Source organism: Streptomyces sp. Root1310 (assembly GCF_001426425.1).
In the GTDB taxonomy this organism is placed as follows: Bacteria; Actinomycetota; Actinomycetes; order Streptomycetales; family Streptomycetaceae; genus Streptomyces.
The window spans coordinates 71,084-92,499 of record NZ_LMEQ01000009.1; the positions used below are offsets into that span (position 1 = coordinate 71,084).

At 72.2% G+C, this 21,416-nt stretch carries 23 protein-coding genes and 2 pseudogenes; 6 read left to right on the plus strand and 19 right to left on the minus strand.

Annotated elements, in window-relative coordinates; all coding sequences use genetic code 11:
- Positions 1-282: 282 nt before the first annotated feature.
- From ASD48_RS16930 to ASD48_RS16945, 4 genes are all read right to left on the minus strand, one after another.
- Complete coding sequence (locus tag ASD48_RS16930) at positions 283-1,344, minus strand: MBL fold metallo-hydrolase (RefSeq protein ID WP_057602532.1); 1,062 nt, start codon at positions 1,342-1,344, stop codon at positions 283-285.
- Entirely contained in the window at positions 1,341-2,588 is a 1,248-nt protein-coding gene (locus ASD48_RS16935) for an aminotransferase class I/II-fold pyridoxal phosphate-dependent enzyme (protein ID WP_057602486.1), read from the minus strand. Before ASD48_RS16935 ends, ASD48_RS16930 begins: the two co-directional genes overlap by 4 nt.
- 379 nt (positions 2,589-2,967) lie before the next feature.
- Positions 2,968-3,711, minus strand: coding sequence for a hypothetical protein (locus tag ASD48_RS16940; RefSeq protein ID WP_057602487.1), 744 nt, complete (start codon positions 3,709-3,711; stop codon positions 2,968-2,970).
- Between the two features lie 161 nt (positions 3,712-3,872).
- Positions 3,873-4,667 carry an RNA polymerase sigma factor SigF gene (locus ASD48_RS16945; RefSeq protein ID WP_057602488.1) on the minus strand — a complete coding sequence of 265 codons (795 nt, stop codon included), beginning with the start codon at positions 4,665-4,667 and terminating at the stop codon, positions 3,873-3,875.
- Positions 4,668-4,927: 260 nt separating this feature from the next.
- On the opposite strand from ASD48_RS16945, the gene ASD48_RS16950 reads away from it, so the two are divergent.
- The 3 genes from ASD48_RS16950 (at position 4,928) to ASD48_RS16960 (ending at position 7,802) form a co-directional block, all read left to right on the plus strand.
- Complete coding sequence (locus ASD48_RS16950; protein WP_057602489.1) at positions 4,928-6,724, plus strand: thiamine pyrophosphate-requiring protein; 1,797 nt, start codon at positions 4,928-4,930, stop codon at positions 6,722-6,724.
- Between the two features lie 78 nt (positions 6,725-6,802).
- Positions 6,803-7,183 (plus strand): DUF2795 domain-containing protein, encoded by a 381-nt coding sequence (locus tag ASD48_RS16955; protein ID WP_020125596.1) that lies wholly within the window; start codon positions 6,803-6,805, stop codon positions 7,181-7,183.
- A gap of 76 nt (positions 7,184-7,259) precedes the next feature.
- Entirely contained in the window at positions 7,260-7,802 is a 543-nt protein-coding gene (locus tag ASD48_RS16960; RefSeq protein WP_057602490.1) for a type 1 glutamine amidotransferase domain-containing protein, read from the plus strand.
- A gap of 313 nt (positions 7,803-8,115) precedes the next feature.
- On the opposite strand, the pseudogene ASD48_RS16965 reads toward ASD48_RS16960, so the two are convergent.
- The 3 genes and pseudogenes from ASD48_RS16965 to ASD48_RS16975 all read right to left on the minus strand — a co-directional run.
- A pseudogene (locus ASD48_RS16965) lies at positions 8,116-8,361 on the minus strand (DUF6158 family protein); the annotation flags it as partial.
- Positions 8,362-8,447: 86 nt separating this feature from the next.
- A complete protein-coding gene (locus ASD48_RS16970) occupies positions 8,448-10,067 on the minus strand; it encodes an ATP-binding cassette domain-containing protein (RefSeq protein WP_057602491.1) in 1,620 nt (539 codons plus the stop codon).
- Positions 10,068-10,138: 71 nt separating this feature from the next.
- Positions 10,139-10,798 (minus strand): histidine phosphatase family protein, encoded by a 660-nt coding sequence (locus ASD48_RS16975; RefSeq protein WP_057602492.1) that lies wholly within the window; start codon positions 10,796-10,798, stop codon positions 10,139-10,141.
- A 66-nt stretch (positions 10,799-10,864) separates the two neighbouring features.
- On the opposite strand from ASD48_RS16975, the pseudogene ASD48_RS16980 reads away from it, so the two are divergent.
- The 3 genes and pseudogenes from ASD48_RS16980 to ASD48_RS16990 all read left to right on the plus strand — a co-directional run.
- Positions 10,865-11,422, plus strand: a pseudogene (locus tag ASD48_RS16980) (phosphatase PAP2 family protein); the annotation flags it as partial.
- Between the two features lie 152 nt (positions 11,423-11,574).
- Positions 11,575-12,396, plus strand: a complete 822-nt coding sequence (locus ASD48_RS16985; RefSeq protein ID WP_057602493.1) for a class I SAM-dependent methyltransferase — start codon at positions 11,575-11,577, stop codon at positions 12,394-12,396.
- A 302-nt stretch (positions 12,397-12,698) separates the two neighbouring features.
- Positions 12,699-12,869, plus strand: a complete 171-nt coding sequence (locus ASD48_RS16990; protein WP_057602533.1) for a hypothetical protein — start codon at positions 12,699-12,701, stop codon at positions 12,867-12,869.
- A gap of 60 nt (positions 12,870-12,929) precedes the next feature.
- On the opposite strand, the gene ASD48_RS16995 is transcribed toward ASD48_RS16990, so the two are convergent.
- The 12 genes from ASD48_RS16995 to ASD48_RS17050 form a co-directional block, all read right to left on the minus strand.
- Positions 12,930-13,214 (minus strand): gas vesicle protein K, encoded by a 285-nt coding sequence (locus tag ASD48_RS16995; RefSeq protein ID WP_020125588.1) that lies wholly within the window; start codon positions 13,212-13,214, stop codon positions 12,930-12,932.
- The gene (locus ASD48_RS17000; protein WP_057602494.1) at positions 13,211-13,399 is read right to left on the minus strand and encodes a gas vesicle protein; all 189 of its coding nucleotides are present in this window, start codon (positions 13,397-13,399) and stop codon (positions 13,211-13,213) included. The genes ASD48_RS16995 and ASD48_RS17000 overlap by 4 nt, the downstream gene beginning before the upstream one ends.
- Positions 13,396-14,169 carry a GvpL/GvpF family gas vesicle protein gene (locus ASD48_RS17005; RefSeq protein ID WP_057602495.1) on the minus strand — a complete coding sequence of 258 codons (774 nt, stop codon included), beginning with the start codon at positions 14,167-14,169 and terminating at the stop codon, positions 13,396-13,398. Before ASD48_RS17005 ends, ASD48_RS17000 begins: the two co-directional genes overlap by 4 nt.
- Positions 14,166-14,567: a gas vesicle protein gene (locus tag ASD48_RS17010; RefSeq protein WP_057602496.1), complete on the minus strand. Its 402-nt coding sequence runs from the start codon at positions 14,565-14,567 to the stop codon at positions 14,166-14,168. Before ASD48_RS17010 ends, ASD48_RS17005 begins: the two co-directional genes overlap by 4 nt.
- Positions 14,564-15,769 carry an SRPBCC family protein gene (locus tag ASD48_RS17015; RefSeq protein ID WP_057602497.1) on the minus strand — a complete coding sequence of 402 codons (1,206 nt, stop codon included), beginning with the start codon at positions 15,767-15,769 and terminating at the stop codon, positions 14,564-14,566. Before ASD48_RS17015 ends, ASD48_RS17010 begins: the two co-directional genes overlap by 4 nt.
- A complete protein-coding gene (locus ASD48_RS44215) occupies positions 15,766-16,542 on the minus strand; it encodes a hypothetical protein (RefSeq protein ID WP_057602498.1) in 777 nt (258 codons plus the stop codon). Before ASD48_RS44215 ends, ASD48_RS17015 begins: the two co-directional genes overlap by 4 nt.
- Positions 16,539-16,802 carry a gas vesicle protein GvpG gene (locus tag ASD48_RS17025; RefSeq protein ID WP_057602499.1) on the minus strand — a complete coding sequence of 88 codons (264 nt, stop codon included), beginning with the start codon at positions 16,800-16,802 and terminating at the stop codon, positions 16,539-16,541. The genes ASD48_RS44215 and ASD48_RS17025 overlap by 4 nt, the downstream gene beginning before the upstream one ends.
- A 7-nt stretch (positions 16,803-16,809) precedes the next feature.
- Positions 16,810-17,562: a GvpL/GvpF family gas vesicle protein gene (locus tag ASD48_RS17030; protein WP_057602500.1), complete on the minus strand. Its 753-nt coding sequence runs from the start codon at positions 17,560-17,562 to the stop codon at positions 16,810-16,812.
- On the minus strand, positions 17,559-17,996 hold the full coding sequence (locus ASD48_RS17035) for a gas vesicle structural protein GvpA (RefSeq protein ID WP_054241599.1): 438 nt from the start codon (positions 17,994-17,996) through the stop codon (positions 17,559-17,561). The genes ASD48_RS17030 and ASD48_RS17035 overlap by 4 nt, the downstream gene beginning before the upstream one ends.
- Before the next feature lie 58 nt (positions 17,997-18,054).
- Complete coding sequence (locus ASD48_RS17040; RefSeq protein ID WP_079073805.1) at positions 18,055-18,339, minus strand: gas vesicle protein; 285 nt, start codon at positions 18,337-18,339, stop codon at positions 18,055-18,057.
- Positions 18,340-18,630: 291 nt separating this feature from the next.
- Positions 18,631-19,563: a non-homologous end-joining DNA ligase gene (gene ligD, locus ASD48_RS17045; protein WP_057602502.1), complete on the minus strand. Its 933-nt coding sequence runs from the start codon at positions 19,561-19,563 to the stop codon at positions 18,631-18,633.
- Positions 19,560-21,416, minus strand: a complete 1,857-nt coding sequence (locus ASD48_RS17050; RefSeq protein ID WP_057602503.1) for a transketolase — start codon at positions 21,414-21,416, stop codon at positions 19,560-19,562. Before ASD48_RS17050 ends, ligD begins: the two co-directional genes overlap by 4 nt.

The following is a 21,416-nucleotide window of genomic DNA, read 5'->3' on the forward strand; positions in this document are numbered from 1 at the left end:
ACCGTGCCGGTACGGCAGCGGCGGTGCTGCAGCGGCGGTGCGCCGCCCGTGGCACACCGGTACCCGAGGTGCTCCGGTACGCGGGCCTCCCCTCGACCTGTACGACCCGTACGACGTCGGGACCCGAGTGCCCGAGTGCCCGAGTACCCGTACGGCCGGGCGGCCGGGCGGCCGGGCGGCCGGGCGGCCGTGGCACTTCGTCACCTGTAGGACGCAGGTGCCTGCAGAGCCAGAACTCCGGTACCGGTGTCATCCGGTACCCGTGTCACTGCGGTACCCGTGTCACTCCAGTACCCGTGCGCCTCCCACCGGCAGGTCCCACAGGTCGTCCCGGTCCAGGCCCGCCTTCTCCCAGGCCGCACGCACACGCGTGAGGGGCTCGAGGACGGGCTCGGCGGACAGCACGAACGTGGCCCAGTGCATCGGGGCCATCCGCCGCGCCCCCAGGTCGAGGGTGGCGCGGACCGCCTCCTCCGGATCGCAGTGGACGTCGCTGAGCCACCAGCGGGGGTCGTAGGCGCCGATGGGCAGCAGGGCGAGGTCGATGTCCGGGTAGCGCTGTCCGATCCGTGAGAACCAGTGGCCGTAGCCGGTGTCACCGGCGAAGTAGACGCGCCGGCCGTCGGGGGCGGTGAGCACCCAGCCGCCCCAGAGGGAGTGGCAGGTGTCGGTGAGGGACCGCTTGGACCAGTGGTGGGACGGCACGAAGTCGAAGCGCACGCCGGAGAGTTCGGCCGCCTCCCACCAGTCCAGCTCGGTGACCCGGGTGAACCGGCGGCGCAGGAACCAGCGTCCGAGCCCGGCCGGCACGAACACGGGTGTGTCGCGCGGGAGCCGGCGCAGCGTGGGGGCGTCGAGATGGTCGTAGTGGTTGTGGCTGATGACGACGGCGTCGACGCGCGGGAGCGCCTCCCAGGGGACCCCGACGGGAGTGATCCGGGCCGGGGTGCCGAGGATACGGCGGGACCAGACCGGGTCGGTCAGGACGGTGAGGCCGCCGACGCTCACCACCCAACTGGCGTGCCCCGCCCAGGAGACGGCGACCGTACGGGCGTCCACCCGGGGCAGCGGGGCGGGTGCGAAGGGCAGCCGGGGAACGTCGGCGAGGCCGTCCCTGCCGGGCCGCACGGAACCCTCGCGGGCGAACCGGGCGAGAGCCTTGAGGTTGGGCAGGGGTGAGGTCAGCCGGTCGTGGAAGGTCCGCGGCCACACCCGCCGCTCTCCCAGGGGGCGGGGCTCGGCGAGCGGCGGGGCGGGGAGCGCGAGCGGGGCCAGGGGGGCCGGGGCGTCGGCGTTCTCGGTGGTCACCGTGCCGGTGGTGGTCGACTCGGACTGCTGCGTCATCGAGGAGGCTCCCATCGCTGAGCGTCGTCACGGAGATCGTCGAAGACCGACCTCAAGAGCACCAACGCGCGTTGCACGTGTGGCAGTTCCAACGGTTCCGGTGACGTGAGGCATTCCGTGCGCTGCGCGTCCGTACCGTTCAGCAGCATGCCGGTGGACAGCCGGACGCGCAGGGCACCGAGTTCGTCCCCGAAGCGGTGTCCGCCCGGCGCGGGCATCCCGAGCCGGGCGGCGAGGAAGTCCTCCAGGTCCTGTGCGTCGCCGACGCCGTGCGCGGCGAGCGCGGTGCGCAGCGGGCCGAGATCGGCGTACAGGTGACGGCCGGCCCGGGGCGGGAGGGCGAGGCCGCCCGCCCCGACCACGACGGCGTGCACGGCGTCCGCCACGCGCGCGTGCAGGTGTACGGCGGCGGCGACCCGGGCGATGACCGGTTCGGGCTCGGTCAGGGCGTACGCGGCCGCGGCGGCGACCGGAGCGGCCACGCGCGCGCCGAGCGCGGTGAGGACGTCGAGCACGCGCGCGTGCAGGTCGTCGCCGAGGGCCGAGGCGGGGAACCGGGCGACGGCCGCCGGCCAGCCGGTGGGCAGCAGCGCACCGGCGAGGTCGCTGACGACGGTGACCCGCTCGGGCAGCATCTCGGAGGGGCTGACCAGCACGGTGTCCTGCGGGGTGTGCAGCGTGTCGCGCCAGGTCTCGTCGCTGACCAGGTGCAGGCCCTCGCCCGCGGCGGCCTCCACCGCCTCGTGCAGCACCTCGGGCGGCGCCACGGTCCCGGTGGGGTCGTCGGCGACGGACAGCACCAGCAGTCGCGGGTCGCCGCCCTCGTCACGCACCCGGCGCACGGTCTCCAGCAGGGCGTAGGGGTCCGGGACGCCGCCGCACTCGGCGGGTGTCGCCACGTGGAAGACGGGTCTGCCCAGCAGGCGGGCGTACGGCGCCCACCAGGCCGCGCAGGGCCGGGGCACCAGGACGTCGCCGCCGAGGGCGGCGGTCAGCGCGAGCAGCAGGGCCGGGGCGCCTGGCCCGGCCACGATGCGCCCCGGCTCGGCGGGGGTCCCGCGCCGCTCCCAGTAGCCGCGGGCGGCTTCGAGCAGGGCGGGGCCGCCGCCGACCGGCTCCGCGTCGGCGCGGTCGGCGGCCCGGGCGAGCTCCGAGACGAGTTCCGGCAGCACCGGCAGGCCGTCCAGGGGCAGCGGCGGGCCGTAGCGGACGGGCCCGTGGTCCTCCACCGCCGTCCTCCGCATGCCGTCCTCCGCGCAGTCCGTCCCCGATGCCTTGCCTGTCCTGATGCCTTGCCTGGTTCTGAGCCTTGCCTGGTTCTGAGCCTTGCCTGGTTCTGAGCCTTGCCTGGTCCCGGGTGTCCTGCCTGGTCACGGTGTCCAGCCGGGGTGGTGCCGTGCCCGGTGCGGTGCCCGCGGCGCGGTGCCGTGCCCGGCCGCCGGACGTCGGCGTGGGCCGGGCGGGGCGTCGCGTCCCGTGCGGGGTCCGGCGGCCCTGCGGGGCCGGGCGCTCGTACGGGGCCGGTCGTGCCCCTGGGCTCTGAGTACCCCGTGGGACGGCACCCCATGGCCGCCGGACACGTTGCGCCGGTCACAGCGCGGGCCGGACCGGCTCACCGGCGGGTCAGACGCGGCCCTCGGGGTCCCGGCGGCGCAGCCGGTGGACGGCGGCGCCGAGCGCGCCGGCGATCAGCAGGCCGCCGGCGGCGAGCGCGGGGACGGAGTCGGTGAAGGCACCGCCCTCCCCGGCCTGCACACCGTGCCCGGCGGTGGCGGGGGCGCAGCCCGGCTCGTGGGACGCGGCGGCACGGGGCCGGGGCTCGGGCGGGCACGGTTCGACGGTGCGGCAGGTGTCCGCGTGTCCCGGGGAGGTGACCTGCGCCGGCGGACACGGCCGGCCGGTCGCGCAGGACGCGGCGGGCGCCGACCCGCACGGCGGTGGGGCGCCCCGCGCGACGTCCAGCGTCGCGCTCCACGGCTTGCCCTGTCCGCCGGGCGCCGCCGGACAGCTGCCGTCGACGGTCCAGGCGGCGTCGGGTCCGACCGCCTCGGGGCTCACCTCCAGGTCGGCGGCGGGCGCGATACGGGCGGTGCCGCGGTAGGCGGGCCCGGACTGCGCGCCGTCGGCGCCGGGGATCCTGCTCAGTTTGACGGTGCCCTCGGCGAAGGCCTGCGAGGTGGCGTCGAGACTCTCGGGCGCGGTGGCGCCGAGGGGGCCGCAGGAGACGGACACGGTGACGCTGCCGCCCGGCGCGACGCTGCCCGGGCTGACCTCGGCCGCCGGGTCCGCGAACGCCGCCGGACCGACGGCCACCAGGACGGCTCCGGCCACGGCGAGGGTGGAGAGGAGGTGAGCGGTGCGACGCATGGGACGGTTCCTTCGGCCGACGGCTGCGGGCGGGGCGTTGCCGCCCCACAGCCATCAGAGCCCGAGGACCCGCCGGCCGCGCGCGGCCGGACGCCATTGGCGGGACACGGGCCACCAACCGGGTGACCGCCGACCGCCCCGCACCCCGGTGCGCGTTCCGGCTACGCCACGTCGTTCAGGACTTGTTCCCGCAACCGGTTGCAGCACCGGTTGATCAGCCGCGACACATGCATCTGGGAGATGCCCAGCCGCTCCGCGATCCGACTCTGCGTCATGTCCTCGAAGAACCGCATGTACAAGATCGCCCGCTCCCGCTCGGGAAGCGCGGCGAGCCGTGTCCTGACGGCCTCCCGGTCGACGACCGTGCCCAGCGCCGGGTCCGCCGCCCCCAGCATGTCACTGAGCGAGTAGCCGTCCTCGCCGCCCGACAGCTCGGCGTCCAGCGACAGCGCGGTGAAGCTCTCCAGCGCTCCCATCCCGGTGCGCACGTCCTCCTCGCTGAGCTGCGCGCGCTCGGCGATCTCGGCGACTGTGGGCCGCCGCCCGGAGACGGTCTGGGCCAGTTCCTGGTCGGCGAAGCGCACCCGGTTGCGCAGCTCCTGGACGCGGCGCGGCACGTGCAGGGTCCACATGTGGTCGCGGAAGTGCCGCTTGATCTCCCCGGTGACGGTGGGGACGGCGTAGCTCTCGAAAGCGCTTCCGAGTTCGGGGTCGTAGCGGTCGACGGCCTTGACCAGGCCGAGAGCGGCGACCTGACGCAGGTCGTCGAAGGACTCCCCGCGGCTGCGGAAACGGCCGGCGAGACGGTCGGCCATGGGCAGCCAGGCCTCGACGATCTGGGAACGGAGCGTGTCGCGCTGGGGCCCCGGGGGCAGGGCGGCGAGCCTGCGGAAGGCTTCGGCGGTGTCGGGGGCGTCGTCGTGCGGATGGCGCTTCGCGTGCGTTCTGTTCGGCATGGGGTGTGGCAACTCCCTTGGAAGTGCTTTGGGTTGGCCGGTCACCGGGGAAGCGCGACAGCGGCCCGACCGGGCCGTCGCGGGGCGCGAAGTCGCTGCCTCCCACGGACGTGCCTCCGGTCCGAAGCACTGTGGCGCGCCTGCCCCGGAGTCCCCCCGCCAAACACCCGCCCAGGTTTTCCGGCGGCCCCTGGGGTCACACGGAACGGGACACGACCTTCACATCGTGTCCATGTCCCCTGCCCAGGAGGTCACTTTCCATGAGCGTCAAGGTCTCCGACCACGTCCTTCAGCGGCTGCGGGAGTGGGGGGTGGAGCAGGTCTTCGGATATCCCGGCGACGGCATCAACGGCCTGCTCGCCGCCTGGGGCCGGGCCGGGGACGAACCGCGGTTCGTGCAGTCGCGGCACGAGGAGATGTCCGCGTTCCAGGCGGTCGGCTACGCCAAGTTCAGCGGTCGCCTCGGGGTGTGCGTCGCGACCTCGGGGCCGGGTGCGATCCACCTGCTCAACGGCCTGTACGACGCGAAACTCGACCATGTACCGGTCCTCGCGATCGTCGGCCAGACGCACCGCTCGGCGATGGGCGGCTCGTACCAGCAGGAGGTGGACCTGCACACGCTGTTCAAGGACGTCGCCTCGGAGTTCGTGGAGACGGTGACGGTCCCCGAGCAGTTGCCGAACGTCCTGGACCGGGCGATCCGCACCGCGTACGCCCGCCGCTGCCCGACCGCGGTCATCATCCCCGGCGACGTGCAGGAGCTGGCCTACGCGGCGCCCACCCACGAGTTCAAGATGGTGCCGTCCAGTCTCGGCATGAGCGGTGGGACGACGATCCCGTCAGAGGAGTCCCTGCGCTCGGCCGCCGACATCCTCAACTCCGGCGACAAGGTGGCGATCCTGATCGGCCAGGGCGCCGCCGGGGCCCGGACCGAGGTCGAGCGGATCGCCGAGCTGCTCGGCGCCGGCGTCGCGAAGGCGCTGCTCGGCAAGGACGCGCTGAGCGACGAACTCCCCTACGTCACCGGCTCGGTCGGCCTCCTCGGCACCCGGCCTTCGTACGAGCTGATGCGCGACTGCGACACCCTGCTGACCATCGGCTCGTCCTTCCCGTACACGCAGTTCCTGCCGGAGTTCGGCAAGGCGCGGGGCGTGCAGATCGACATCGACCCGCACATGATCGGGATGCGGTACCCGTACGAGGTCAACCTCGTCGGCGACGCGCGGGAGACCCTGCGCCGGCTGATCCCGATGATCAGGGGCGAGGAACGCGGCCGGGAGTGGTTCGAAACCGTTTGCGACAACGTGCGGCGCTGGGACGACGTGCTGGACCGGCGGGCGCGGCTGTCGGCCGACCCGATCAACCCGGAGTACGTGGCCCGCGCGCTGTCCCCGCTGCTCCCGCCGGACGCGATCGTCACCTCGGACTCGGGCTCGGTGGCGAACTGGTACGCCCGCCACCTCACCCTGCGCCCCGGCATGCGCGGTTCCCTCTCCGGCACGCTGGCGACGATGGGCTGCGGCGTGCCGTATGCGATCGGCGCGAAGTTCGCCCATCCGGACCGGCCGGTGATCGCGCTGGTCGGGGACGGGGCGATGCAGATGAACGGACTCGCGGAGCTGATCACCGCCGCCAAGTACCGGGACCGCTGGCCGGACCCGCGGCTGGTCGTCGCGGTGTGGAACAACCGCGACCTGAACCAGGTGACGTGGGAGATGCGCGCCATGGGCGGCGCCCCGTCGTTCCTGCCCTCGCAGGAGCTGCCGGACGTGCCGTACGCGGCGTTCGCCCGCTCCCTCGGGCTGACCGGGGTGCGGGTGGAGAGGCCGGAGGACGTGGAGGCGGGTTGGCGTACGGCCCTGGAGGCGGACGGCCCCGCGGTCGTCGAGTTCCTCACCGATCCTGCCGTGCCCCCGGTCCCGCCGCACGCCACCTGGGAGCAGATCGAGGCCACGGTCGCCTCGGCCCTCAAGGGCGACGCCGACCGCGGCTCCATGATCAAACAGGGCTTCATGGCGAAGGTGCAGGAGTTCCTGCCGGGGCGGCAGGAGAAGTAGCGTGGCGACCCCGTGTCGGCTCCTCGTCCTCGGGTACGCGGTGGCCACCGACACCGACGAAGACCCGGAGGGAGAGACATGCAGCGAGGCAGCGACCGGCTGAGCGTGCACCGGGACGACGAGATGAAGCACGAATTGCAGGGTCTGCTCAGGTCCGGACACCCCACGCGGGTGGAGGAGTGGCACGACCCCGAGCCGTCCGCCGAGGACGACCCCGAGATCTGGGGCGGGCCGGTGGTGCCCGGGAGCTCCCGGGCGACGCTGGAGACCGTGCGACTGGAACTGGCACGGACCCTGGGACGGAGTTCCTTCCCCGCGGGCGCGGGCGCGCTGGCCGTGGGCCTGCGGCGCAAGAACGCGCCGGACGCGCTGGTGGACGCGGTCCGGCAGCTGCCGGGCAAGGACCGCTACACCAATGTCCAGGAGCTGGCCGAGGCCCTGGTCGGGAGCGGCCGGTGACGGCGCGGGACCCGGCCGACGCGGCCGGGCCCGCTGACGCAGGCGCCGCAACGACACGGAAAGGACGTTGACCCTCATGCGCATCGCGTTTCTGACGGCACCCGAGGGCGTCGAGCAGGTCGAGCTCACCGACCCCTGGCAGGCGGCGGTCGACGCGGGCCACGAGCCCGTCCTGGTCTCGACCGCGTCCGGTGAGATCCAGGCGTTCCACCATCTCGACAAGGCGGACACGTTCCGGGTGGACGAGGTCGTCGGTGAGGCGTCCGCGGAGTCCTTCGGCGGGCTGGTCCTGCCGGGCGGCGTCGCGAACCCCGACTTCCTGCGCACTCACGGCAAGGCCGTGGCGTTCGTCAAGGACTTCTTCGATCAGGGCCGACCGGTCGCCGCGATCTGCCACGCCCCGTGGACCCTGATCGAGGCGGACGTCGTACGGGGCCGGGTCCTGACCTCGTGGCCGAGCCTCGCGACAGACCTGCGCAACGCGGGCGCCACCTGGGTCGACGAGCAGGTGAAGGTCTGCGACCACGGCCCGGCCAAGCTCGTCACCAGTCGCAAGCCGGACGATCTGAAGGCCTTCTGCGAGGCATTCCTGGACGTGTTCACCCAGGAAGCGCGCTGACCGACGACCGCTAGCCGACGACCGATGGCCGACGACCAACCGTCTGCGGTCTGCGGTCTGCGGTCTGCGGTCTGCGGTCTGCGGTCTGCGGTCTGCGGTCTGCGACAGACTGTAGACAATCCGTGAAGGACCCCGAGAGACCGCAAGCGGTCGGACGGCTCCGGTGGGCTCAGGCCCCGCCGGGGCCGCTCGTCGTTCCGGGGCGTCCCGGACCCCACTTGCCGACCGGGGTGCCCGCCGGGCCGCCGCCCTCCCCGGACGCCCTGCTCCCGGCCGGGGCCCGGCGCGAGCGGACGTCGTCGACTCCGGCGGCCCGTTCCCTCGCCCCGTCCCGGGTGCGGCCCGGCGAGACGAAGCGGCGCGGGTTACGGCGCAGGTACTCGCCCTCCAGCTGGGCCATGCGGCCGTTGTGGGCGCGCAGGGCGTCGTTCGAGCCGTACAGCAGGGTGTCGTGGCGCGTGCGGTGGATCGTCTCCAGCTCTTTCATCAGCTGCTGGTCGTCCAGCCGGTCCGGGTCGACTCCGGTCATGGTCATGCCCCGCTCGTCGTGTTCGTCCATGCGGTTCGGGTACCCCACCCGGGAGCACGTCTCCGCCTCCACTGTACGAACATTTGGGCCCCCGGGCCCTCCGTGCGGGCCTCGGACTACCTGGCCCGCTCCACGCGCCGCTCGTCCCACACCGGCTCCGGCGTCTCCCGGACCCGGCCGTCGCTGCCGAAGACCAGGTAGCGGTCGAAGGAACGGGCGAACCAGCGGTCGTGGGTGACGGCGAGGACCGTGCCGTCGAAGGCCTCGAGGCCCTCCTGGAGGGCCTCGGCGGACTCCAGGTCGAGGTTGTCGGTCGGCTCGTCGAGGAGCAGGGCCGTGACGCCCTGCAGTTCCAGCAGCAGGATCTGGAAACGGGCCTGCTGGCCGCCGGAGAGCCGGTCGAAGGCCTGTTCGGCCTGCTGGGTCAGCTCGTAGCGGCGCAGCCGGGACATGGCCGCGCCGCGGTCCTGGGCGTGTTCGCTCCACAGGATGTCCAGGAGGGTCCGGCCCAGCAGCTCGGGGTGGGCGTGGGTCTGGGCGAAGTGCCCGGGCACGACGCGCGCGCCGAGCTTCCACTCCCCCGTGTGCGCCACGGTGTCGCCGGCCAGCAGCCGCAGGAAGTGCGACTTGCCCGAGCCGTTGGAGCCGAGGACGGCGACCCGCTCGCCGTAGAAGACCTCCAGGTCGAAGGGCTTCATCAGCCCGGTGAGCTCGAGCCCCTTGCAGGTGACGGCCCTTACGCCGGTGCGGCCGCCCTTGAGGCGCATCGTGATGTCCTGCTCGCGGGGCGGCTCCGGCGGCGGGCCGGCCTCCTCGAACTTGCGCAGCCGGGTCTGGGCCGCCGCGTAGCGGGAGGCCAACTCATGGCTGATGGAGGCTGCCTGACGGAGGCTCAGGACCAGCTTCTTCAGCTGGGCGTGCTTCTCGTCCCAGCGGCGGCGCAGCTCCTCGAAGCGGGCGAAGCGTTCGCGGCGGGCCTCGTGGTAGGTGGCGAAACCGCCGCCGTGCACCCAGGCGTCGGCACCGGCCGGGCCGGGCTCCACGGAGACGATCTTCTCGGCGGCGCGGGAGAGGAGTTCACGGTCGTGGGAGACGAAGAGGACCGTCTTGCGGGTCTCCTTCAGCCGTTCCTCCAGCCACCGCTTGCCGGGCACGTCGAGGTAGTTGTCCGGCTCGTCGAGCAGCAGCACCTCGTCGGTCCCGCGCAGCAGCGCCTCCAGCACGAGCCGCTTCTGCTCGCCGCCGGACAGGGTGCGGACGAGGCGGAACTGGGCCTTGTCGTAGGGGACGCCGAGCGCGGCCGTGGTGCACATGTCCCAGAGCGTCTCGGCCTCGTACCCGCGCACCTCGGCCCAGTCGGAGAGGGCCTGCGCGTACTGGAGCTGCGCGGCCTCGTCGTCGACGGTCATGATCGCGTGCTCGGCCTTGTCGACGGCCCGCGCGACCTCCTGGATGCGGGGTGAGGCCACGGACACCAGCAGGTCGCGGACGGTCGTCTCGTCCCGTACGGACCCCACGAACTGGCGCATCACGCCGAGGCCGCCGGACACGGTGACGGTGCCGCCGTGCGGTTTCAGCTCGGCCGAGATCAGCCGCAGCAGGGTCGTCTTGCCTGCGCCGTTGGGTCCGACCAGCGCCACCACGGCCCCTTCACCCACCCGGAAGGACACGTCGCCGAGCAACGTCCTCCCGTCGGGGAGGTAGTACTCGAGGTGCGCGGCTTCCAGGTGTCCCATGGGGACGCATTCTGCGGTCCGTCCACGGGATGCGGCAAACCGTTATGCGCGGCGGGCCGGGCAGGCGCCCGTCAGCCGCCGGTACCCGCCACCGGCTGCCCCGCCGGGCCGCCCTCCCCTGAGGGCACGACGGTGGTTCCCGCCCAGGACAGGGCCTTCCAGCCGTCGGCCGGGGAGCCTTCGAGGACGACGGTGCCGGTGTTGGCGAGGCGGTTGGCCGCGGCGAAGGGAACGTCGACGTTGTCGGCGCGGGTGGCCGCCCAGGCGCGGATCGCGGCGCCGTGGCTGACCATCGCGACGGTCCCGGCGCCGCTCGCCGCGGCCTCGGCGACCACGGCGTCGTACCGCGCGAGGAACTCGGTGCCGCTCTCGCCGCCCGGCATGCGCAGCCCGACGTCGCCCGCAGCCCAGGCGAACACCCTGCGCATGTAGAGCTCGCCGCGCTCCGAGTTGCCGGGCACCATCTCCAGGTCGCCCGCGGAGATCTCCCGGATGCCGTCGCGGACCAGGACGTCGAGACCGCGCGCGGCGGCCAGCGGAGCGGCGGTCAGCCGGGTGCGCACGAGGGTGGAGGCGTAGAGAGCCTCGATGTCCTCGTCGGCGAGGGCCTGCGGCAGGGCGGCGGCCTGCTGTGCGCCGAGTTCGGTGAGGCCGGGGCCGGGAACGGCGGTGTCGAGCAGGTAGTCCACGTTCGTGGGGGTCTGGCCGTGACGGACGAGCAGCAGTCGCATGCAGTGACCCTCCGATGTCGAGCCGCCCCCGCACAAGAAACGGCCACTTCAGGGTACCCGCAGCGCATGATGCCCGACGTCGATCTCACCGTCCTGAAGCCCGGCCGGCACGGCCTGCGCGATCTGTTCCTCACCCTGGACGACCGGGTGTTCGCGTTCGCCGCCGAGCGGCACTGGCCGGCCGCCGAACCGATCCTGCCGCGCCTGAGCCGCAGCGCGAACCACGGCGTGCTCTGGTTCGCGACGGCGGCGGCCCTCGCCGTGTCCGGCACCCCCCGGGCACGCCGCGCCGCCGCGCGCGGGCTGACCTCCCTCGGTCTGGCGTCCCTCACGATCAACACCCTCGGCAAGCGCTCGGTGCGCCGGTCCCGGCCGGTGCTGGACGCGGTGCCGCGGGGGCGGCGCCTGAAGCGGCAGCCGATCACCACCTCGTTCCCGTCCGGTCACTCCGCGTCGGCGGCGGCCTTCGCGGCCGGAATCGCCCTGGAGTCGCCGGTCTGGGGCGCGGTGGTGGCTCCGGTCGCCTTCTCGGTGGCGATGTCCCGCGTGTACACCGGCGTCCATTTCCCGAGCGACGTGCTCGCGGGCGCGGCGCTCGGCGTCGGCGCCGCGTTCGCCGTCCGGCACGCCGCGCGCCTGCGACGGCGAAGTCATCCGGGCACGGAGGACGAGTGACGGACCGTCAGCCCACATTACAAGACGATCAGTCTCACCATCCGAGCGGCGGCGTACCGTGAGGGGACCGGGGATCCGGTTCGTCGAGAAGGGGTAGAGCCATGCCGAAAGCGCAGGAGACGGCCGTCTACACGCACGGACACCACGAGTCGGTGCTGCGTTCGCACACCTGGCGGACCGCCGCCAACTCCGCTGCCTACCTGCTCGGTTCGCTGAAACCCCACATGAGGATCCTGGACATCGGCTGCGGTCCCGGCACCATCACCGCCGACCTGGCCGCCCTGGTGCCCGACGGGCACGTCACCGGCGTCGATCAGGCACCGGCGATCCTGGAGCAGGCGCGGGCCACGGCCGCCGAGCGGGGTCTGACCAACCTCGACTTCGCGGTCGCCGACGTGCACGCCCTGCCCTACCCGGACGACACCTTCTGCGTCGTCCACGCCCATCAGGTGCTCCAGCACGTGGGCGACCCGGTGCAGGCGCTGCGTGAGATGCTGCGGGTGACGAAGCCCGGCGGGTACGTCGCCGTCCGCGACTCGGACTACGCGGCGATGACCTGGTACCCCGCCTCGTCCGGGATGGACGACTGGCTGGACCTGTACCGCCGGGTGGCCCGGGCCATCGGCGGCGAACCGGACGCCGGACGCCGGCTGAAGTCCTGGGCGCTGACCGCGGGGTTCACCGACATCACGACCACCTCCGCCACCTGGACCTTCAGCACCGCCGAGGAGCGGGCCTGGTGGAGCGGCCTGTGGGCCGACCGCACCGTGGCCTCGGCGTACGCCGAGCGGGCCACCGGTGGCGGACACGCCACGGTGGAGGAACTGCACGCCGTGTCGGAGGCCTGGCGGGAGTGGGGGCGGCGGGAGGACGGCTGGTTCAGCGTCCTGCACGCGGAGATCCTGTGCCGGAAGGCCGGCTGATCCACGGCCCGGGCACAAGGAATCACCAATGAGTCACGTGGGAATCACGCATGATCACGTAGGACTCACGTGGGAATCACGCGCGGGGGGATCACGGATTCCCCAGGTATCGCGGATTCCCGCAGGCATCACGGATTCCGCTGACATCGCCGACGCGCGCCCGCATCACGGATGTGCACCCGCATCACGGGGAATCGTTGGGCGACTCGCGAATGACTCGCGGACGGCTTGCGGACGGCTCGTAAACGGCGCGCGAATGATTTCCGCAATCCGGGAAACCCGCATTGCAGGAGGTTGACACTATGGTTCCCGTTCTGCTGGTTCTGCTGCTGGTGCTGATTCTTTTCGGTGCCGGATTCGCGGTGAAGTTGCTCTGGTGGATCGCGCTCGCGGTCCTCGTCCTCTGGCTGCTCGGCTTCCTGGCTCGCGGAACCACTTCCGCGGGAGGCAGGGGTCGCTGGTACAGGTGGTGAACCGAGGCGCCGAAGCAATCAGGAAATAAAGCACCACCCGCTTCCCCGGGCGTGAGCGACTCACTCCCGGGGAAGCAGCGGTCCCAGCGGCCCGAGGTCCAGATTGAGGTCCTCGGGCCGCAGTCCGTAGCGTTCGCGCAGCTCGGTCATGCGGTCGTCGAGCAGCATCAGGGTGAGCCCGATCCGCTCTTCCTGCTCCTCGTTCAGGTCACCCGTGTCGAAGCGGCGCAGCGCCTGCCGTTCCATCAGCTGGCGCAGCAACTCCACGACGGTCAGCACGAGTTTCACCAGATCGCGCTCGACGGTGTCGGGTTCGAGGTCGAGATGGTTGCGGCGTTCGGTCACAGCGACTCCCCCCATGGCGACGGTACTTGCTCATTGACGGAGCTGATCAGCGCGTTGAGGTCGATGCGGACGAGGTCGACGTCCGCGATGCGCAGCGTGATGTCCCCCGTGATGACGACCCCGCCGGCCAGCAGCCGGTCGAGCAGGTCGACGAGGGCGACCTCACGGCGCTCCACCACGGTCATGCGCCCTCCCCCGGCTCACCGGCGGACTCCACGAAGGAATAGGCGGCCCATGGCCCCGTGAGTTCGACACGCATTCCGGCTTCCTCCCCCTTGGTGCGGTCCACCATTTCCACGAATTCCTCGGAATCCGCACGCGGAACGAGATAGGCGGCGTTCAGCACATTCTGTCCTGCCGCCTTGGAAAGGGCGGAGTTCTGCGGCGGGTGGAGGCGGGCGTCCTCGGCGTGCGCGGACAGCCTCTCGTGGAGATTTCCGGCGAATCGCTCGGCACGCTGCCAGGTGTCGTCGTGGGCCCGGGCCTTCGTCCGCCGCTGCATCAGGTAGTCGCGGCCCGAAGCAGGCTTCTTCACGGCCTGCTCGGCCTCCTGCGCCTCGGGCTCGACGTACACCTTCACCCCCCACTCGACCCGCCCCGCGAGCCGCTCCAGGACGCGCCGGAAGTCCTCCTCGCGCTCCTCCATCATCACGCGGACGCCGCTGTCGTCCCGGAACACCGTGGCCAGCCGGAGCGGCAGCGGGGTGGTGACGGCCGTGAGGGCGTCGATCACCTGCTGATGGGCGCGGGCGGTCTCCGTCAGCCAGTCCAGGTCCTCCAGACGGCGCCGGAGCGGCTCCTCGGCGAAGTCCCGCTCCGGCACATGGCTGACCACGGCGATCAGGCCGCGGTGGGTGAGCAGTCGGGGCGGATCGCCCGCCACCCCCGGCAGGTCGGCCTGGAGAGGCGCGCCGAGGGGGTGGCAGACGGCGTACACGTACCGCAGTCCTGTCATGGTGACTCCTCTCGGACGTCCTTCGGGGCCCGGCTCTCACCCGGGGACCGCCCCCTGTTCACCGCGCGGCTCTCCTCCGGGGCGCGGCCCAGCTCCAGCTCCTCCAGCCGGGCCAGCCGCTCTCGCAGATCGGCGTTCTCACGCGCCAGCTCGTTGCGGCGTGCGCCGGAGGAAAGGGCCGGGTCGTCCTCCCACCAGTCGATGCCCATCTCCTTGGCCTTGTCGACCGAGGCGACGATGAGGCGGAGCTTGATGGTGAGCAGTTCGATGTCGAGCAGATTGATCCGGATGTCGCCGGCGATGACGATGCCCTTGTCGAGGACGCGTTCCAGGATGTCCGCGAGGTTGGCTCCGCCGCCCTGACCGTACGGCTCCGGCATCCGGCTCGACATGCTCATCGCCGGGTCCCGGCCTTCTCACGCGTGCCCTTTGCCCGGGACTCCTCCTCGGGCTCCTCCTCGGGCTCCTCCTCGTCGTACTCGTCGTACTCGTCCTCGGCGGCCTCCGGCTCGCCCTCCTCGTCTTCTTCCTCCTCGTCGTACTCGCCCTCGGGCTCCGCCTCCTCGTCCTCCACTTCCTCGTCCTCGGCGTACGGGCCCTCGTCCTCGTCCTCGTACTCCTCATCGTCCTCCGGGGCGGTGTCCTCGGCATCCCGCGCCTCGGCACCCTCCTCGGGCTCGCCGTTCTCCTCGTTCTCCTCGTTCTCCTCTTCCTCCTGGGCGACCGCGTCCTCGTGGGACGTGACGACCTCGCCGTCGCGGATCTCGCCGCGCCAGCTGTCCTGCGCCTCACCCTTGATGGTGATGAAGCGGGCGAAGTTCTTCAGGTCGAGGCGGGCGCGGCGGCCCTGGGCGCGCCAGATGTTGCCGGTCTTCTCGAACAGACCCGTCGGGTAGTACTCGATGACCAGCAGGATCCGGGTGAGGTTCTCGGCGAGCTCGTGGAAGGAGACGACACCCTTCGTCGTGCCCTTGGCGCCCTCCGACGTCCAGGCGATCCGGTCGTCCGGCACCTGTTCGGTGGTCTTCGCCTTCCAGCTGCGGTTGGACCAGAAGACCTTCGCCTGCCAGTCGCTGGTGGTGTCGTCGGCGCGGTTCGCGCTCTTGACGCCCTTGGCGAAGGTGCTGAAGTCCTGGTACTGCGTCCACTGGTCGTAGGCGGTGCGCAGCGGCACGCCGACGTCGATCGTCTCCATGATCACGGTCGGCTTCTTGCCGGCGCTCTTCTTGCCCTTGCCGCCCTTGCCACCGAGGTTCTTGAACGCGCCGGTCACCTTGTCCTTGATCCGCGAGCCGCCGAGCTCCATCGCGGTGCGCAGCGGTCCCTTGCCCTCGGCGACCTTGCGGCCGCCTTCGAGGGCGAGCTTGGCGAAGCCCGGGCTGTTGCCCTCGGCGATGTCGTTGAGTTTGGCGGTGGTGTCCCCGAGCTTGTGGCCGACGCCGGTCAGCAGGCGCGTGACCTGCGCGGTGAGGTACTCCTGCACCTCTGCCTTGAGCCGGTCGGCGGCTTCGCTGTGGGCCACTTCGGAGATCGGGTTGCCGCCCGCCGCCTTGCCGGCCGCGGAGGTCGCGGACTTGGCGGATCCGAGGGTCTCGGTCATCGGTCACCGCCTCCCTTCGGCCGCCGGGACCGGGATGCGGTACCCGAGGCGGTCTTCTTTGCGGTGCTCGTGCCCGTCTTCCGGGCCGATGTGGTCTTCTTCGCGGCCGGCGTGCGGGCCGCGGCCTTCTTGGCGGGCGCCTTCTTCGCGGGCGCCTTCTTCGCGGGGGCCCTCTTCGCCGGGGCCTTCTTGGCCGCCTTCTTCGCCGGCGCCTTCCTGGCCGCCGTCTTCTTGGGCTGTTCCTCCTCTTCCTCTTCCTCTTCCTCTTCCTCCTCGTCCTCGTCCTCGTCCTCTTCCTCCGCGGTGGCGTCCTGAGGCTCCTCTTCCTCGTCCTCTTCCTCGTCCTCCGCGGTGGCGTCCTGAGGCTCCTCGTCCTCCTCGGCGTCCTGAGGTTCCTCCTCGTACTCCTCGTCCGCCTCGTCCTCGGCCTCGTCGTCCGCGTCCTGACCCGGCACGACGCCCTCGAGCTGGTCGCGCACCTCGGCGGTGCGGCCGTGCAGCCGGTCCGCGAGCGCGTCGATCTGCCGCTCGACCATGGCGCCGGAGGCGGCCTTGCCGACCCCGCGCAGGTCCTGGCGCAGCTGGTCCCCGATCTCCTTGAACTGCGGATTGTCCCGCAGCTGCTGGGAGACGAGGTCCGCGATGCCCTTGGGGGTCAGGTTCAGCCGCTTGCCGGCCACCAAGGAGCCGACGGCGAACGCCAGCTTCAGTTTCTTGGTACGTCCGAGGAAATACCCGGCCCCCACCGCGAGGCCCAATGCCGTTCGGTTCATCCTGTCCACCCGTCGTCCGTTCTCGCGCTTCTGCGCGTCGCGCTCTCCAGCCGGTCGAGGAGCTCGTCCTCCTGCTGGTCGAACTCCTCCTCCGTGATCTCGCCGGCGTCCAACCGCTCTTCCAGACGCGCGAGTTCGGCCCGGACCGTAGCGGGGTCGTAGTAGATCCGCTCGGCCTCCTTGACCACCTGTTCGATCACCCAGCCGCTGCCGCGCACCGGGGCGAACGGCAACAGCAGCACCTCTGAGATGAGTCCCATGGCGCACCTACTCCGGGCTGGTGCCCGCCGGTTCGGCCGGGCCGGGTTCGACGAAGCTGTACGGCGGCAGCGGCCCGTTGACGCGCAGTTCGAGGTGCGGACGGCCCTTGCGGAGCTCCTCCGCGGCCTCCAGGAACCGGGCCGCCGAGTCGCGGTCCACCAGGAACGAGACGTTGACCAGCCAGCCGGTGGACTCGGGGCCCACACTGGTGGCCGCGGCCAGCGGCTCGAGGTTCTGCTGCACGTCGGCCGCGTCCTCGGCCTCCTTGGCCTTGACCGCGGCGGCCACCATCTCGCCGAGCTGGAGCTTCTGCTCGTAACTGCCGCCGCCCGACTGCCGGTTGGCCTCCGCGAGGCTCCGCAGTTCGGGACTCTCGGCCATCACCTGGTGCAGGACGGCCTCCTCGACGTGCGAGGCCTTGATGTTGTACTCGACCCTGCCTTCGAGGGCCCGCAGGCGCTCCTCGTAGTGCTCGGTGCGCTCGGCGAGGACCCCGGTGACGGAACTGTCGTCGGGGGCGACACTGCCGAACCGCATGGGCAGCACGCAGCCCTCGGCGCCCGCCTCGGCGAGGACGGTCTGGTGGGCGAGCAGCTCCCTGCGTTTGGGCCGCAGTCCCTCGGGCGCGTCGCTCACGACCGCCGCCAGCGCCCCCTCTTTCAGGACGCGCACCGGCAGAGCCGGGTCGCCGACACCGGCCAGGCCGTCCGGAAGGTCGGGGTGCGAGCTGGCGACGATGCCGTACACGTATGTGCTCACTCCTGCTCCTCCTTCCTGCGCGCGGTCGTGCTCTTGCGCGCCCGCGGCCTGGAGGTCCGCTCCTCCTGCTCGGAGCCCTCGTCACGGGCCTGCTTGAAGGCACCGGAGATGGTCTCCGCGGCGCCGGACAGCGCGCCCTTCGACTTCCCGCGCGCGCCGGACTCGGTGATCTCGCCGACCAGGTCGGGCAGGCCCGGGCTCTTGCGGGGCCCCGCCTCCAGGTCCAGCCGGTTGCACGCCTCGGCGAAGCGCAGATAGGTGTCGACGCTGGCCACCACGACCCGTACGTCGATCTTGAGGATCTCGATTCCGACCAGGGAGACCCGTATGAACGCGTCAATGACGAGACCCCTGTCGAGGACGAGCTCCAGCACGTCGTAGAGGCCGCTTGAGCCGCCTCCACCGCCGGACTGTTGTGCCGGGACAACGGTCATGTCGACCGCGCCTCCTTGTCTGGGATTGGATGATCGGGAACGACTGCGGGCCGGCGGCCTAGCGGCCGCCCGGCCGATGTGCGTCGGAGCGCCCGCGCTCGTAGCGGCGCACGCGCCGGTAGCCGGTGAGCTGTCCACCGGGGTCGAGCTCGACCTGGTAGCTCGCCATGAGGCTCATCGTGTCGGGCACGCGGGACAGCTCCAGGACCTCGACCTCCAGGGACCACCCGTCCTCCGTCTGCTCGAAGGACGAGACGCTCTCGGCGGTCATCCCCGTGAGCTCCGTGAGCTGGGCGCGCGCCTCGCGCAGCACCTCCATGGGGCTCGGCCGGTCGTCCGCCACGTCGTCCTTGCCTTTCTCGCTCGTCGGAGTCCGCGAACTCTCCGGGCCCTGCGAACGTGGTGATCTCTTCGGTCTCTTCGGTCTCTGTGCCGGTCCCTGTGAACCCTGTGGAGTCCGCGAGGTCCCTGAGGTCTCCGCGGTCCGTGAGGTTCGCGAACTTTGCGAGTTGTCTGATTCAGGTGATTCATGTGCGTTACGTGCACGACGTGACGCATGTGACTGTGCTGTGCTTTTTGTGTTCACCATGGCCACCTCTCCTTCCGGGTGGCCCAAAGGCTCTTGGCCAAACCTTCACGCCGAACGGAGTGCGTCGAGTCGGCGCCGGGCCGGGCCCAGGGCGCGCCCGCGGCCCGTCAGCGACGACCAGGGCCGGGCCCGGGCCTGCTCGGCGGCGTCCGCGATGGTCCAGCGGCGCGGGCCGAGCTCCGGGTCGTGCAGCTGCTCCCAGGTGATGGGCATGGCGACGGGCGCCCCGGGCAGCGCGCGCACCGTGAAGGGGGCGACGGCGGTCTGCGCGTAGCCGTTGCGCTGCACGTCCAGGTAGAGCCGGTCGCCGCGGTCCTTCTTGCGGGCGGCCGTGGTCAGCCGGTCGGGGTGCTCGGCGACGAGCAGTTCGGCGGCGTCCCGGGCGAAGCCGCGCACCTCGTCGAAGTCGTCGTGTCCGTCGACCGGGACGACGACGTGCAGTCCGCGCGAGCCCGTCGTCATCAGGGCCGACGGCAGCCGCAGCTGGTCGAGGAGTTCGCCGAGCCATTCCGCGGCCTCGCGGACGGCGGCGAAGCCGGAGCCCTCGGCCGGGTCGAGGTCGAAGACCATCAGGTCCGGCCGCTCCGCCCGGCCGGCCCGCGACAGCCAGCGGTGCAGGGTGACGCACGCCTGGTCGGCGAGGTAGGCGAGGGTGGCGGACTCGTCGCAGACGGTGTGGCGGACGGTGCCGTCCTCCTTGGCCACCTCGGCCCGCGGGATCCACTCCGGGTAGTGCTCGGGGGTGTTCTTCTGCATGAAGCGGGGCCCGTCGATCCCGTCCGGGTGCCGTTCCAGCATCAGCGGACGGCCGCGCAGCTGCGGAACCATGAACGCGGCGACCGACCGGTAGTAGGCGACCAGGTCGCCCTTCGTGTACTGCTTCGCCTCCGCGCCGCCCGGAAAGAGCACCTTGTCCGGGCGGTGGACCTCGACGCTGCGGCGGCCCACCCGCACCTTCCGTACGGCGTCACCGCTCACGGCGCGATCGCCTGCTCCACCAGCAGCCGGGCGGACGCGGCGATCGACTCGGCGTCGATGCCCGCGGCGTGCAGCTGCTCGGCCGGGCTCGCCGAGCCGGGCATCGTGCGGACGGCGAGCCGCACCAGCCGGGGCACCGGCCGCCCGTCGAGGAAGGCGTCGAGGACCGCGTCCCCGAGGCCGCCCTGCTCGTGGTGGTCCTCCACGCTCAGCAGCAGGCCGGTCTCCTCGGCGGCCCGGCGCAGCGTGGCCTGGTCGACGGGCTTGACCGAGTACAGGTCGATCACCCGGGCCGCGATGCCCTCGCCGTCGAGCGCCTCGGCGGCCTTCAGCGCCTCGTGCACGGTGACGCCGGCCGCGACGATCGTCAGCCGGTCCCGGCCGGAGGAGCGCAGCACCTTGCTGCCGCCGACGGGGAACTCCTCGTCCGGCCCGTAGAGCACCGGGTCGGCGCCGCGCGAGGTGCGCAGATAGCGGACGCCGTCCAGGCCGGCCATGGCGGCGACGAGCCGGGCGGTCTGGTGGGGGTCGCACGGGTACAGCACGGTCGAGCCGTGCACGGCCCGGAACATCGCGAGGTCCTCCAGACCCATCTGCGAAGGCCCGTCCTGTCCGATGGCGACCCCGGCGTGCGAGCCGACGAGGTTGATGCCGACGCCGCTGACCGCGGCCATCCGGACGAAGTCGTGGGCCCGGGTCAGGAACGCCGCGAACGTCGAGGCGTACGGCACCCAGCCGCGCGTCGCGAGGCCGACGGCGGCGGCGACGAGCTGCTGTTCCGCGATGTAGCACTCGAAGAACCGGTCCGGATGCTCCTTGGCGAAGGCCTCGGCGCGGGTGGAGTCGCTCACCTCGCCGTCGAGGGCGACGATGTCCTCGCGGGCGGCGCCGAGAGCGGCGAGGGACTTGCCGTAGGCGTCACGGGTCGCCACGCCCTTCTCGCGGTCCTCGCCCTCCCAGCGGGGCAGCACGAGGGGCCCGGTCGGAACGGAGTGCAGCATGCGGGCGTCGGCCGGCTCGCGCACCTGGACCCGCAGGTCACGGACGCCGCCCAGTTCCTCGATCGCCTCGTCGGCGTCGGGCAGCGGCTTGCCGTGCAGGCCTTCGCGGTCCTCGACGGAGGCCACGCCCTTTCCCTTGAGGGTGCGGGCGAGGATCGCGGTGGGCTGCCCCAGGGTGGAGGCCGCCTCGCCGTAGGCGCGGTCGACGGCGTCCACGTCGTGTCCGTCGATCTCGATCGTGTGCCAGCCGAAGGCCTGGAAACGTCGGGCGTAGGCGCCCAGGTCGTGGCCGTGCCGGGTGGGTCCGCGCTGGCCGAGCCGGTTGACGTCGACGATCACCGTGAGGTTGTCGAGGTGTTCGTGGCCCGCGTGCTCGGCCGCCTCCCACACCGAGCCCTCGGCGAGCTCGCTGTCCCCGCACACCACCCACACGCGGTAGCCGATGCGGTCCAGCCGCTTCCCGGCCAGCGCGATGCCGACGCCCACCGGAAGCCCCTGGCCGAGCGAGCCGGTGGCCGTCTCGACCCACGGCAGCCGTTGCGGGGTGGGATGCCCCTCGAGCCGGCTGCCGAGTGCGCGGAAGGTCAGCAGTTCCTCGTCGTCGATGGCCCCGGCTGCCTTGTAGGCCGAGTACAGCAGGGGGGAGGCATGGCCCTTCGAGAGGACGAAGCGGTCGTTGCCCGGGTGCGCCGGGCGGTCGAAGTCGTAGCGGAAGTGGTTCGCGAGCAGTACGGCCATCAGGTCCGCGGCCGACATCGAGGACGTCGGATGCCCGGACCCCGCGGCGGCGGAGGCCCGCACACTGTCGACCCGCAACTGCTGTCCGAGTTCGGTGAGTTCGGCGGTGTCCAT

Bases quoted from the DNA above. Each gene is read 5' to 3' on its own strand.
- ASD48_RS16975 (WP_057602492.1), bottom strand. From the start codon at position 10,798: ATGCGACTGCTGCTCGTCCGTCACGGCCAGACCCCCACGAACGTGGAC.
- ASD48_RS17025 (WP_057602499.1), bottom strand. From the start codon at position 16,802: ATGGGACTCATCTCAGAGGTGCTGCTGTTGCCGTTCGCCCCGGTGCGC.
- ASD48_RS44215 (WP_057602498.1), bottom strand. From the start codon at position 16,542: ATGAACCGAACGGCATTGGGCCTCGCGGTGGGGGCCGGGTATTTCCTC.
- ASD48_RS16970 (WP_057602491.1), bottom strand. From the start codon at position 10,067: ATGGGACACCTGGAAGCCGCGCACCTCGAGTACTACCTCCCCGACGGG.
- ASD48_RS16930 (WP_057602532.1), bottom strand. From the start codon at position 1,344: ATGACGCAGCAGTCCGAGTCGACCACCACCGGCACGGTGACCACCGAG.
- ASD48_RS16935 (WP_057602486.1), bottom strand. From the start codon at position 2,588: ATGCGGAGGACGGCGGTGGAGGACCACGGGCCCGTCCGCTACGGCCCG.
- ASD48_RS16945 (WP_057602488.1), bottom strand. From the start codon at position 4,667: ATGCCGAACAGAACGCACGCGAAGCGCCATCCGCACGACGACGCCCCC.
- ASD48_RS17000 (WP_057602494.1), bottom strand. From the start codon at position 13,399: ATGACCGTGGTGGAGCGCCGTGAGGTCGCCCTCGTCGACCTGCTCGAC.
- ASD48_RS16950 (WP_057602489.1), top strand. From the start codon at position 4,928: ATGAGCGTCAAGGTCTCCGACCACGTCCTTCAGCGGCTGCGGGAGTGG.
- ASD48_RS17010 (WP_057602496.1), bottom strand. From the start codon at position 14,567: ATGAGCATGTCGAGCCGGATGCCGGAGCCGTACGGTCAGGGCGGCGGA.
- ASD48_RS17050 (WP_057602503.1), bottom strand. From the start codon at position 21,416: ATGGACACCGCCGAACTCACCGAACTCGGACAGCAGTTGCGGGTCGAC.
- ASD48_RS17015 (WP_057602497.1), bottom strand. From the start codon at position 15,769: ATGACCGAGACCCTCGGATCCGCCAAGTCCGCGACCTCCGCGGCCGGC.
- ASD48_RS16940 (WP_057602487.1), bottom strand. From the start codon at position 3,711: ATGCGTCGCACCGCTCACCTCCTCTCCACCCTCGCCGTGGCCGGAGCC.
- ASD48_RS17035 (WP_054241599.1), bottom strand. From the start codon at position 17,996: ATGACCGTTGTCCCGGCACAACAGTCCGGCGGTGGAGGCGGCTCAAGC.
- ASD48_RS17005 (WP_057602495.1), bottom strand. From the start codon at position 14,169: ATGACAGGACTGCGGTACGTGTACGCCGTCTGCCACCCCCTCGGCGCG.
- ASD48_RS16955 (WP_020125596.1), top strand. From the start codon at position 6,803: ATGCAGCGAGGCAGCGACCGGCTGAGCGTGCACCGGGACGACGAGATG.
- ASD48_RS16990 (WP_057602533.1), top strand. From the start codon at position 12,699: ATGGTTCCCGTTCTGCTGGTTCTGCTGCTGGTGCTGATTCTTTTCGGT.
- ASD48_RS16960 (WP_057602490.1), top strand. From the start codon at position 7,260: ATGCGCATCGCGTTTCTGACGGCACCCGAGGGCGTCGAGCAGGTCGAG.
- ASD48_RS16985 (WP_057602493.1), top strand. From the start codon at position 11,575: ATGCCGAAAGCGCAGGAGACGGCCGTCTACACGCACGGACACCACGAG.